Annotated in this window: 11 protein-coding genes; 3 read left to right on the top strand and 8 right to left on the bottom strand. The window is 36.8% G+C overall.

The genetic code is table 11. The features are described from left to right. Positions 1-126 precede the first annotated feature (126 nt). A complete protein-coding gene (locus BP549_RS05940) occupies positions 127-1296 on the bottom strand; it encodes a DEAD/DEAH box helicase (RefSeq protein ID WP_292379004.1) in 1170 nt (389 codons plus the stop codon). A gap of 521 nt (positions 1297-1817) precedes the next feature. Between BP549_RS05940 and BP549_RS05935 the strand changes: the two genes are divergently transcribed. Next, a complete protein-coding gene (locus BP549_RS05935) occupies positions 1818-2423 on the top strand; it encodes a pentapeptide repeat-containing protein (protein WP_292372712.1) in 606 nt (201 codons plus the stop codon). Between the two features lie 123 nt (positions 2424-2546). Here the strand turns inward: BP549_RS05935 and BP549_RS05930 are convergent, their stop codons facing one another. Beyond that, entirely contained in the window at positions 2547-2978 is a 432-nt protein-coding gene (locus BP549_RS05930; RefSeq protein ID WP_292379121.1) for a CatA-like O-acetyltransferase, read from the bottom strand. A gap of 208 nt (positions 2979-3186) precedes the next feature. Here BP549_RS05930 and BP549_RS05925 point away from each other — a divergent pair, with 208 nt between their 5' ends. Then, positions 3187-3387, top strand: a complete 201-nt coding sequence (locus BP549_RS05925) for a hypothetical protein (RefSeq protein ID WP_292372713.1) — start codon at positions 3187-3189, stop codon at positions 3385-3387. A gap of 356 nt (positions 3388-3743) precedes the next feature. On the opposite strand, the gene BP549_RS05920 is transcribed toward BP549_RS05925, so the two are convergent. The 5 genes from BP549_RS05920 to BP549_RS05900 all read right to left on the bottom strand — a co-directional run bounded on the left by BP549_RS05920 (position 3744) and on the right by BP549_RS05900 (position 11460). Beyond that, a complete protein-coding gene (locus tag BP549_RS05920) occupies positions 3744-4724 on the bottom strand; it encodes a hypothetical protein (RefSeq protein WP_292379002.1) in 981 nt (326 codons plus the stop codon). Positions 4725-4796: 72 nt separating this feature from the next. Then, positions 4797-6263 (bottom strand): PAS domain-containing sensor histidine kinase, encoded by a 1467-nt coding sequence (locus BP549_RS05915; protein ID WP_292378999.1) that lies wholly within the window; start codon positions 6261-6263, stop codon positions 4797-4799. Between the two features lie 889 nt (positions 6264-7152). Next, positions 7153-8850, bottom strand: coding sequence for a catalase (locus BP549_RS05910; protein WP_292372419.1), 1698 nt, complete (start codon positions 8848-8850; stop codon positions 7153-7155). Positions 8851-9251: 401 nt separating this feature from the next. Further along, positions 9252-9770, bottom strand: coding sequence for a CatA-like O-acetyltransferase (locus BP549_RS05905; RefSeq protein ID WP_292378996.1), 519 nt, complete (start codon positions 9768-9770; stop codon positions 9252-9254). Positions 9771-10320: 550 nt separating this feature from the next. Continuing rightward, a complete protein-coding gene (locus BP549_RS05900) occupies positions 10321-11460 on the bottom strand; it encodes a C45 family autoproteolytic acyltransferase/hydolase (protein ID WP_292378993.1) in 1140 nt (379 codons plus the stop codon). 464 nt (positions 11461-11924) lie between these two features. On the opposite strand from BP549_RS05900, the gene BP549_RS05895 reads away from it, so the two are divergent. After that, on the top strand, positions 11925-12254 hold the full coding sequence (locus tag BP549_RS05895; protein ID WP_292378991.1) for a hypothetical protein: 330 nt from the start codon (positions 11925-11927) through the stop codon (positions 12252-12254). Positions 12255-12359: 105 nt separating this feature from the next. Here the strand turns inward: BP549_RS05895 and BP549_RS05890 are convergent, their stop codons facing one another. Continuing rightward, entirely contained in the window at positions 12360-12506 is a 147-nt protein-coding gene (locus BP549_RS05890) for a hypothetical protein (protein WP_292378988.1), read from the bottom strand. Between the last annotated feature and the right edge of the window lie 521 nt (positions 12507-13027).

Raw genomic sequence — 13027 nt, 5'->3', positions numbered from 1 at the left:
CGTAGTGGCACGAACTGGCCGTCGTTCTTATTCTCGTGCCTGGGTTTTGCGGGAGCAGTCCATTGCTCCTGCCGATGCCAATCGATCAAATGGTTAGTTGTAATGCAATGCACAGACGAACGGCGTCTAATAGTTTTTGTGCCTGGGTTTATGACCTTTTCTGGAGGGGTTGTTCATCCTATTTACCGGCTTTGGCAATCTTATTTCCGGTCTTTCAATTACAATCTTCTTCAGAGCAGGTAGTGCCTGTTCCTTAATATCTACATCATTGTCTTTCAGCACACTCATGAAATTAGCATGATCATTTTTGGAAAGGATATTTATCGCTTTTCCTTCTGTTCCTGCTCGTGCAGTTCTTCCAATCCTGTGAATATACTGTTTACTCTCCCTGGGAATATCATAATTGTAAACATGGGAAACACCCTGTATATCAAGTCCTCTTCCGGCTACATCTGTGCATACAAGGACACATATGTTCCCGGAATGGAATTTTTCCATTATGCGAGTTCGTTCGTTCTGTGTCAATCCTCCATGAATTGCCACGGCATTGATACTTGATTTTCTCAGGTTTTTTGCGACTTTTTCAGTGTTTCTTTTTGTGTTGCAGAAAACCATCCCGAGGTTTGACTTTTCATTTTGTAGAAGATACACGAGCAGAGATAATTTCATGTCATCCTGTACTTTATAAACGACCTGATTCAATTTTTGCGGGTCGATATAAGACTCTACTGATACTCGAACCGGGTTTTCCATGTGCTTGCGGGAAAGCTGGGCAATATCTTTTGTAACGGTTGCAGAGAACAAAAGGGTCTGCCTGTTTTGAGGACATTCCTTGATAATTTTTTCTACATCCATTTTGAATCCCATATCAAACATCTGGTCTGCCTCATCAAGGACAAGGGTTTTCACATTATTGAATTTGATGGTATTTCTGCTGATATGATCGAGTAGCCTGCCGGGTGTTCCCACAACAACCTCGGCATTCTTTAATTCTTTAATTTGTGGATTGATCCCTACACCGCCATAGATAGATACGATATTTAACGGGTCGTATTTTGAGAATTTCCTGAAAGAATTTGCCACCTGCTCCGCCAGTTCTCTTGTAGGGGTCAGGATCAAAGCCTGAATTCCTTTTCCTTTTTCGGAATTTTGTAATATGCCGGAAGCAAATGCGAGTGTTTTTCCGGAACCTGTTGCGGCTCCGGCTATAACATCTTCCCCAGCAAGTATTAGGGGAATTGATTTTTCCTGTACTGCTGTAGGGCTTTCAAAGCCATGTTCATCTATTGATTTCAAAACAGCATTACTGAGGCCTAGTTTTTTAAAATTATTCATAGTTAGACTTTCCGTGATTTTTCTGAAAAAGCTACTTAATTGCTTTTTCATATTCATATATTTAAGACATATTAAAAACAATTAAGAGCTATAAGCACAACTTTAGAAAAGTTAAGATTAATTTACTGCTTAAAAGTTAGTAATCGCTTATAACGGTGAACTCTCCCTTTATACTTTTGCCTATTTTGATAATGTGATTACCCAGCATTCATTGTTCTTCCAAAGATTCCGTTTGTAATAGTGTGCCGCTTCATGCAAGAGCCGTTTCCGGTTTGTTTGCGCGCCACCACGTCCAATATACCGCATAACACTGCAAGGCTCACTCATCTATCATTAGATAATATCTATATCCTGTATCGCTTCTGGCTTATATGGAAGATTCTCATAATGCCAATGGACAAATATGAGATGGCACTCACAAAAAACAAATAAATAATTCTGTCAATAATCATTTAGAAACATCAGTCTATGGAGATGGAAGCATGCTGGAAAGCCAAATTATAGCTGCACAATCTGATGATAAATATATAGAGAAGGTGCGCTTTGAAGGCGAGATGCTTTCGGATGTCGACATCGCAAGGATAGAATTTGAATCAGTACAATTTATAGAATGCCAGTTCAACAAATGTGATTTTTCAAAAGCCAGCTTTTACAATTCGGTATTTGATAACTGCAATTTTGCAAATTGCATTTTTATGGACAGCTACTGGAAAGACTCCAAAATATTAACGTGCAAGGGCGATGGCAGCAACTTCAGCAAGAGCCACATGAAAGAAACCTCTTTAGCGGATGGTTCCTTTCGATATGCAGATTTTTCAAGTTCTGTATTGGAGAACTGCACCATTCTTGACTGTAATTTCACGGAAGCCTTCTTATCCGAGATTCGGTTAAAGAAGCCCATGCTGAAAGCAGTTAATTTCACTGGAACGGATTTCTTTAAAACCTCACTCAAAGACATCGACTTATCGGATTGTATCATTGACGGGATCACAGTATCCGATACACGCAACGAACTCAGAGGAGCTACAGTTAGTGTCGGGCAAGCAATAGAACTCGCTGCGTGGATTCTGGGAATCAAAATTGTGTAAGGTATTGGCTCACTCACATATTTCTTACATGCAGATGTTTTTCTGTTAAACCTACGTATTCTGAAAACATAACTTCAAGAAAAGTAAAAATTAATGAACTACCGGTCCTCCCATTATGCTTATTTACACTTCATCCAGATATCTTTGCAGCTCATCCGCAAGTTTGCCAATATGAATACCATCAACAAATACATGATGAACCTGGACTGAAAATGGCATCATAAATTTGCCTTCTCTTTCGTGATATTTTCCCCAATCAAATATGGGCTGCGCTTTTTCCCTGTTTCCGAAATCCGTGTGCGAAATGTGCGTAAATGTTATCCACGGCAAGGCAGAGAACTGATATACATCGTTTTCTACAGGTCCTGTAAAATGTTCTTTTTGATTTTCTGTTGTTACGGTTACCAGTTGTACAAACTTCTCAATCGTGTCCTGCATGGGAACATTTACTACCTTAAATAATTCTGTTTCTTTATCCAGATATGTAAATGAGGTGTCAATGGACTCGTATAACACAACTTCACCGTCAAGAAAACGATACCGAAACTCCTCGATTTTATCTCAATAAGGTAGGAGACTCCTTTCTCGACAGCCGCAGACAAGACCGTAGGCAACTATTTTCAGGGCTATCTCGAAAAATCAACGAGTTCTCAACACGGAGCCTTATACTGCGTAATGGAAATAAAAAATTGGATTTGTTCCAGCCCGCTATCAGAGAAGACAAAAAAGCCAAGCCAATAGAAGCCCTACAAGCCGTTATTTTTTGAAGGGCGTACTAGAACCGGCTTCAGATCGTCTCACAGGAAGGTACAGGAAGGACAGCATAAGCCTATTTTCAGCCGAGATTGCCCTCGAATCCAACGAGAGCCCAAGAAAGAAAAAGCTGCAAAACCTGAAAATCTGGCTCTCTCCTTCCAAGCCTGCGAGCTTCCCAGATATCCTTAAGCGTGTAGTTGAACATTGAAGGCAGAGGGTGAATAGTTCTTTCTAACTGTCTTCTTTTGTGTTTTCTTTGTACTTCTGAAAGGTGAATTATGTTTCTTTTTTCGTTGTACCATTCTTTATGGTCGTAGAGCCTGAGCATTTCAGCATAGCGCATACCAGTTATTAGGAGAATATCCAGGCACGGGGTTTTATGCTGGTCCTTAGGAATTGCAGCCCCGAGGGTCTCATTATTTCTGAGGGATGAGAATCCTTACATCCTTGACATAAGATTGCAAGGCTTCATTGTCTTTTGTATAAGTTGACTTAGGGTATTTTTTTCAGATTATCGCCATTTAAGAGAATATATAGTTTTTATCTAAAACCTGTTTACACTCTTTAAATTGAACCTGTTTGTCTTTGAGAAATTTCTTTATTCTTTTTTTGGCTTTCAAATGCATAAGTTCTATAATTGTTAATATACCTCAACGCATCAAAGCTTTTTATTTCATAAATCTCAGCAAACTCTTCCATAAACAATAACTTTCTGTTAAGATCTTCATTTACCATTAAAGATAATGGTAACAGCTTTTCTTCTATTTTTTCTGTGCTGAGATTTTCGAAATCACTGAATTTAATAAGTTTTTTCTCAAGAGCTAATGAAATTACCGGACTACTGTAGTCTCTTTCAACTATTTCTTTCTTCCATGTATTGACCGCGTTATTTAGCATTGCTACAACATCTGCCATATTAAAAAGAGCTATTGCTTTTCCAAGTTCCGAAGCATCAAAACTTTCGGAGGACATCAAATCAAGTATTGAGAGAACTGCAACCATTGTGGAAGGACCCTTATTCTGGACAACAAGAGAATAAGGGTATGCAATCTTATTTTTGTTCAAAATATAAGAGAACTCCATTGACCCGGCTACGTTTCTTATTGATAGGAAAAACTCACTTTTGAAATCATGGTATCTTGGAAGGGATGTTAGATGATTCATAAGGAAATCAGAAAAAATATCAAATGTAGTTTTTGTATAAAGATTATCTAAGTTAAGTTGTAATGGATTGTAAGTTCCGGGTACAATTTTGTCCGCATTATAAAGGATACTTAACATTTCATAACTGAATTTGTCTCCACCATTCTCCTCTATAAAAGATGCATTATCACAACAGTCATCAATGGCTGTATCCACTAGAGCCAGACATGCTTTGAAGTCGGCAAGCTTGTAGACACTAGAAGAATCAACGCAAGAAAGATGAAGAAATATGTAGTTATCATAAAGCCATTTAAAAAGACCTGGCTTTCGATGAGGGCTTGCAACTCCCTTGTAGCTCGAATAATAGCCTTCCCATAACGTATCATATATAGATGTTATCATGATTACTACCATCCTTAGTAAGCTGATTTAACTAAAATTAATAAATTTCATAGGTTATTTCATTGAAAGCATTTAGATTGGAGAATCCATAAACTGTATTGTATATTTTGCTCCGGACTCATTTTTAAGTTCGATATTGCCATTGATTTGATCAACAAGAATATTTACTAACTGTAAGCCTAGAGAACTAGTATTTCTAAAGTCAATTGAATCGGGTAAACCAACACCATCATCTTCAACAACTAATGTATAATGTCTGCACAGAGAAGTCAAAACCTCTTTTTTATTATTAACGTCCCTGTAGAGTTTGATGTGAATTTTCCCGTTTCTATCTTCTGGAAAAGCATATTTCAAGGAATTAGAAATGAGTTCATTGACAATGATACCCAAAGGGATTGCATTGTCCATTTCAAAAAAAATATCTTCCACGTCTAAGATCAATTGTATATCAGAACTTCCTACTTTATATGATTTGAAAAGATCATCTGTTAATTTTTTTAGGTATGAAGCAAAGTTGATTGTCTCCATATTTTTGGAGTTATACAGCTCTTCATGGATTATAGACATAGATACAATTCGATTATTGCTTTCTCGAAATGCTTCAGTAATTTTTTCATGTTCAAGATTACTGGACATTAAGTTTTCGCACTCTAATTCTAGGAGACTGGAGATTACCTGCAAATTGTTTTTAATCCGGTGGTGGATTTCTTTTTTGCGAAGTTTTTCAGCTTTGTCAATAATTTCTTTAGCAATTTTTTTCTCAGTCACATCTTGAATGAAACCCTGGTAAAATTGGTTTGTCTTATCTATATCGTGTACAAACTGAATAGACTCAAAGACCCAAACTATATTCCCATTCTTATTCAAAATTCTATATTCTTGTTCAACTAGGGAGTTAGATCCAGTGCTTAGTTTTTTCCGATTTTGAAGAAAGTTGCTTTTATCCTCAGGGTTCACTAGCTGAGCAAAACTTGTTTTTCCTGATAGAAACTCTTCACTTTTATAGCCTGTAATTTCCTCTACAGCTCCGTGCAACAGCACGAGATTGAAATTATTGTCTAACTCAAATCCAATACCTCTGAAGTTTTGCAGATATTTCACGATGTGTTCTTCGCTTACCTTAAGTTTTTCCTGAGCATGTTTATTTTCTGTGATGTCTTTAAACAAGCCGATTCCTCTGTATACATAATTATTTTCATTTTTAAGAAAAACCGAGATGTCTTCCACATAAATATAGCTCCCATTTTTTTTTCTGAACCTGAACTTTTGCCCAAATCTCTCTCCGGTCTTTAGAGAATTCTCCAAAGCACTCCATACTCTTCCTCTGTCTTCTGGATGTATCAATGTTTTACAGGCAGCGAAATCAAATTTGCTGAATTCTTCCGGAGTGTAACCGGTAAACTCTTCTATGGATCCGGACCATTCAATCTTTCCTGTTTTTGCATCACCGTCAAATATTAATTGCCCCGTTATCTCAGCTATGGAGAAGAATCTTTTTTCAATTTTCTCTAAGTTTTCTTTGCAAAAATCTTCCTCCATGATTATTATCTCCTACAGAGAATTAGGACTTACGAACTTGAAGTGCATAATCAAGCACAATAGACATTGAGATAATATAGATTTTAGAGAGTTGAATTTTTAAAGCATATTGATTACTCAGTTCAACTGCGTAAGTCCTAAGAATGATAATTTGTTCAATTGGGCAGTGTAAAATATTCTTTTCATGACTACTATTTTTTTAAATTGTATTGTAATTTATTTCATAAAAAAGTTACGTTTTTAATAATAAAGCAAGTTTTTCAAAACTTAGTAATATAATTAATAATTTTTATCAATTTGCAAATACGAAGTTGTATAAGCTGGATTGGATTATTTTTCAGGTTATAATCATTTAAAGTAATGCACAGGCCTTATTAAAAACAATTCATGTCCTATATTTTACGATAGAAGTTTATAAATAATTAGCGTATTTAGACTAAAATGTACAGTTTTTATTTTAAAATAAATAACACTAAAACACAGATAGTAGAATCATAAAAAGAAGATTCGCAAATAGCAAAACCTATTGAACTCGGGCTTGTTTTTGAAGGAGAAGACGCAGAGAGGTTCTTTGAATATGATGAAAATCCCGAAGTTTCAGACGAATTAATAGCAATGTTCATTGAAGGAAAGGAAATATATGAGCAAGATATACTTTATTTCTGCTGCTTTCTGCATCTCTCCTGCTTAAGGGTATACTGTAATGGCCTGGATAACCCTGAGAACAGATTAAGAGTCAAATCATTACCATACTCCAAGAGCATTAAAAATAAGGTATTGTCAAGTCTATGAGGGCCAGGAATTATTTCAGCTACATTCGAGCCTATAAATTTGTCTATTCCTCTTAGACCTGATAGTACCGCTAATGCCACATTTCATTATTCAATAGTTACAAAAGCCAGGGATCATTTTCGGGTTCAATGTAGGGATCGCCATTCGTATCAATCTCCCTGCCTGAATCTTTTTTCATTGTAGGTTGATTTAATTCAGGATGTTTATTGTTTGCTTCATAATTGGCTTTTCTTGAAGTACGCGCTGGCAAATTTAAATCAACGGTTGATATATCTATTTCCAATGCTTTTGCAACACCTTCACCATATCCGGGATCTGCCTGATAGCAATTGTAAATATGCCTGTGCTTGATTTGGAGAGTAGAATCTCCCATATTTCTGGCAGTATTTTCAAACAAAACCTGTTGCTGATCAGGAGTCATAGCTCTGAATAACTCGCCTGGCTGGGTGTAATAATCACTGTCATCTTCTCTGAAATCATACCTTAAGATATCTGTTGAACCTGTTTTTTCAACCGGAAGTGCATATTGAGGTTGATCTTTCCAATTTCCATAGCTATTGGGTTCATAGTGCAGTTGACTTCCTCTATTACCATCAACTCTCATCTGTCCATCTCTATGGAAGCTGTGATAGTTTTTAACACCCTGAGGATAATTCACAGGTATTTGATGGTGATTTACACCTAATCTATACCTCTGTGCATCTCCATAAGAGAACAAACGTCCCTGTAACATACGGTCCGGGGAAAAACCAATCCCCGGGACTACGTTAGCTGGTGAAAAAGCAGCCTGTTCCACGTCTGCAAAATAGTTTTCAGGATTCTTGTTTAATTCAAATTCACCCACCGGTATCAGTGGAAAATCCTTTTTATGCCACATTTTAGTTAGATCAAAAGGATTATTCTTCATAGAATTGGCCTGTTCCTCTGTCATAACCTGTATATACATTTTCCATTTTGGGAACTTGCCTTTTTCAATGGCTTCGTAAAGGTCTCTTTGGTGGCTTTCACGGTCCATTCCGACAACTTTTTCAGCTTCCTGGTCGGTGAGGTTTCTTATGCCCTGCTGTGACCTGAAATGGAACTTTACCCATACTCTCTTATTATCTTTATTTATTAAACTGTAAGCATGACTGCTAAATCCATGCATGTGCCTGTAAGAAGAAGGTAGTCCACGGTCACCCATAATAATAGTTACCTGTAGCAGAGCTTCGGGTAAAGATGTCCAGAAGTCCCAATTAGTATTTGGGCTCCGCATATTGGTACGCGGATCACGTTTAACAGCGTGGTTCAGATCAGGAAACTTTAGAGGGTCTCTAAAAAAGAACACAGGCGTGTTATTCCCCACCATATCCCAGTTACCTTCTTCAGTGTAAAACTTCAAAGCAAAACCACGGATATCACGCTCTGCATCAGCTGCTCCACGCTCACCCGCTACAGTAGAAAAGCGTGCAAACATTTTAGTTTGTTTTCCTACTTCAGAAAATATGGCTGCTTTAGTGTAATTGGTTATATCGTGAGTTACAGTAAATGTTCCAAACGCTCCTGAGCCTTTTGCATGCATTCTGCGCTCTGGGATTACTTCTCTGTCAAAATGTGCTAATTTTTCCAAAAACCAGATATCTTGAAGCATAAGAGGCCCGCGTTTACCGCTTGTCATGCTATCCTGATTGCTTTCCACCGGAGCTCCTGCTACTGTAGTTAATTCAGGAGTATCCCCCACAGTTTGGTTTCTGCTTGGAAGGGGCTCACCTAATTGATTTTTATCCATTGGATTCGTACACTTGGCGCCTTTCATAAAATATCCTCAACTATGTGCTCTCAAGTAACTTTTTTATATTCACATTAAGAAGACATCATCAAGTCCATTAGAAAAAAATCATTTCCAGCAGAATTTAAGCATGTAAATTATTTCTTCCCCGCAGACCTGACAAAACCTCAAAACCTTTTCCCCTGTAAAGGCAAATTTTAGTATTTTACTTTTCTAAGAATATAATTTAAACCTTATATTATCTCTGGTTAACATTTATTGCTATATCTTTTTCCAGCACTAAAACCATTATTTTTCAAGGCACCTTCATCTTGTAATTTTAATGTTTTATGCACAAGAGTTACTGTAAAACCCAATATTCTGAGGACATAACTTTAAAGAAAAGTAAAAATTAGTGAACTACTGATCCTTTCCATTATGCTTATAATCTACACTTCATCCAGGTATCTCTGTAGCTCATCCGCAAGTTTGCCAATATGAATACCATCAACAAATGCATGATGAACCTGAACTGCAAACGGTATCATAAATTTGCCTTCTCTTTCTTGATATTTTCCCCAATCAAATATGGGCTGCGCTTTTTCCCTGTTTCCGAAATCCGTATGCGAAATATGCGTAAATGTTATCCACGGCAAGGCCGAGAATTGATATACATCATTTTCTACAGGTCCTGTAAAATGTTCTTTTTGATTTTCTGCCGTTACGGTTACCAGTTGTACAAACTTCTCAATTGCGTACTGCATGGGAACATTTACTACCTTAAATAATTCTGTTTCTTTATCCAGATATGTAAATGAGGTGTCAATGGACTCGTATAACACAACTTCACCATCAAGAAAACGATACCGAAATTCCTCGATTTCATTTGCGCATTTCGTAACGGCAAATATAAATGCCATCGTAAACGGCCAATTGTATTCTTTAACGCGATTTTTAAAGTTCGTCACATCAAGTTCAAAACTCACACGATATTGAGGTTACACTACATTCTTATATATCTGACAATACTCTTTTCTTTTCCAGGTTTCAAAATCTATTTTTGGTATCTGTTTCCCATGTTTACACCTTCATTTAATACGATACAACATGATATATTTCTTTTTTATTTTTGAGGCTCAAGTAGGGATCTGTTAACAGAATATATAAAAATATATTGCATGTTGACACATCTCAGTAATATATAAACAGTCAAAAAAATACTAAAAAATAGTAAAAAAACTCCAAGAAATCATCTGAGTTAAAATTATAAGAACTTTTGTTTTTCAAATAAAATTGTCCATTCCAGGCAAAATATTCCACAAATCTCTATGTGCTTGTTTTCTCAATCATTCTAAAGTATATAGGAATATACTTGTTTCCTTCGATAAACAAGGGTAAATGCAAAAACGATAAGAAGCACATAGGTACTTTGCTTGATATCTTCCGATATTGGAATAGGTCTGCAGTTTTGGGTTTTTATAAAAATATCTCTACAGGAATATCATTCCGATTTAATGTTCAGATTATCTCTTCCGTCATTTCAAAAAAGTCCTTTGGCGGCTGCTCGTAAGGCAAGGAAACCTTGAAAACTTGATTTGTATCCTTTACTCCCACGTTAAACTTTCTCCAAGGATTATGCTGTGGCGTGCCAAAAGTAATGTTTATTGTCTTTTCCTCGATATCAAAGATGCCTCCATATAACATTCCAAACATATTCAGTGGGTCATAAAAATGGGTGCACAGGCCTTGGGGGTAGCTGGTTGAAATCAGTTGCCTGATATCTTCCTTGGAGATTTTCTGTTTGGCAGTAAAAGTGTTCCAGATTACCTCAAAACGTTTTACCGAACCCTTCCAGCGGTCATTTTCCTGTGCTAACATTTCAGGTAAAACGGCATGATTACTAGCACAGAGGAATCCTTTAGGATCTGAGGCGGTTACAATCTTATATGCCTTAAACCCGTGGAGATTCTCAAATAGCGCAATATCCCCGGATGCATCTCCCATCATCAAATTCATATTATAGGAAATAGGCATCTTTTCCAGGTATTCCAAAGCTTCGGAGATATTTTTACAGTTTTCCAGCAGAGCACGGATAACGCACCAGAAATTCAGGCCAGAAAGTTGAGGATCCAATCCTAAACCTTCAATAGGCGTTACGGGTATACCATTGGACGATTGACAGAGAGCTAATCCGTGTTCATTTACGCCATTGGCCCGTCCGAAAATATTGCACTGAGAACCTGTATGGCTATATTTACCGGTAACGGAAGTAGTCGCCAGGCACATCTCCTCCAGTACATCGGTAAAATCGTAGGTGTAAGCTAAAATAGTATGTCCTTCCAGGTTTTTTTCTGGCCTTAGCGCCATCACATTGCATCCGTGAGCAAAGAAACTTATGGAATAAAACAATACCTGTGCCGGGTCAATGTTGACCATATCGGCAAAACCCTTAATCTCTTCATTGACACCGGGACAATAACGATCAAACATTTCAAACATTGCCGCGATTTTTTCCTGTGTTCTAACGGGAAACATACCTGGCGGCGATTGCAGTCTCCTTGCCACTTCTGGCGTCGCCAAAATCCATTTCCCTAGATGCTGACCTATTTCGTAATTTGTACCTGAATGGTTCAGATAATGTGCGGTCGTTAATTTCATCACTGTTTCCTCATTTTTTCCTTCCGGATTTACAGCCTTATTATGTCTGGTTTTTTGCTGCGGATAGGATAAATTCTAGAGATGACAATTCAGCATATTAAATAACAATTAAGCATATTCATAGCCAGTATATAATACATAGATAATTATTTTTTTTAGAAAGACTTTTATACGAAAATCTATCCTCAGCTAGCGGATGATCTTATTTTTCGGAAATAAATTCCTAATATAAATTAAATTTTTTTCAAAATTGATTTTCCTACCTTTGCATAATATGTAACAAAAAAGAAAAGATTATAACATAAAGTAAGTGATGTAAATTTAAAATACCTTAAAGTTCAGTACACCGTCTTAAAATTTTTGATCACCTGACCAGCAGTGTAGCTGGAGTACTGCCAATATTTCCGACAACATCCACGTTAAGGAGTAATCAAAAAACCTTAGGGAATAATCAAAAAATAAGTATGCATAGTGAAGCGAAACCAGAAGCGGAAGAAATATACATAGAAGTTGCAACAGGATATGCGATCTATGGACTGGGGAAAGATGAGGCTGAGGCTATAAGAGATGCTAAAAAGTGGGTTGAGAGAGAATATGAGGATAATTTAGAGAATGTTATAGTTCGGATCAAAACACAATACAACGATTTTACAATAATTAATATTTTGCGAGCTGTAAAGGAAAAAGTCGAAGAAAATAGTGGAAGCATAGAGGATGGAGAAATTAGCATAAAGAGATGTCCCATAGAATCTACAGGCTTCCCGAAGAAGTACAAGAAAAAAATCAGGATCTAAAACTTATATTCGGCTCTGCGTAGTTGACGGGTTTTACCCTCCTGAACAACTTTGGAGCTTACCGAAAATTTATCCCATACCCTGTAGACTACACAGTACCTAATTTTACTCTCCCTTTACTTCTATTCCTCCGCCTTTTGCTTCTCTTACTCTTTGATTTGATGCTCTCAGTTCATCCCTGATTTCCATGAGAATTTTTTCTATATTATCAAGCCTTTTGTTTATATCTTCGTGTGTCGTATTGTCTACCATATTATATAGATAGATCAATAATAATTAAATGCTATGCATCGCAAAGTTTCTAAGTATATCAATAGGATATACTCAATAAGAGGCTGACTTAAAAATTGTATCATTTTAAAATAAGATAAATGCTAACTTTTATTCAAGATTAGCAGGGATTTTTCGGCAGTTCAGGCAGATACAGGTTAACAACTTTATAGGTTGCAACCGAATGTGTAAATTGCAATGCATTTTTTAAGCTCCCGCAGATTCTTCTTTTTTGTCAGCAACCGCCCGATATCTGCTGCTCCGCAGCATGTGGGTGTTGAGGGAAGTCAATAGAGCTCCGATTTCCAGGATAGGTTCATATTAAGAATTAGTTAAAGTAAAGAGGGCTGTGTAGAAATTCCCCTATTTTGATTTTAAGCGAGAAATTTTACTACTATTTTATTCGATTTCTGATTCAAGCAAAATTAGTACCAAAGTCTTGTCGGTATCTAATCTTTTTTCCTTTGGAAATATTCTTAAACTAACTTGCAGTTACTTACTAA

Origin of the sequence: Methanosarcina sp. UBA289 (assembly GCA_002496565.1) — an archaeon.
Taxonomy (GTDB): Archaea; Halobacteriota; Methanosarcinia; order Methanosarcinales; family Methanosarcinaceae; genus Methanosarcina.
Note: the sequence above shows the minus strand (reverse complement) of the source record. Positions and strands in the feature narration are given on the sequence as shown.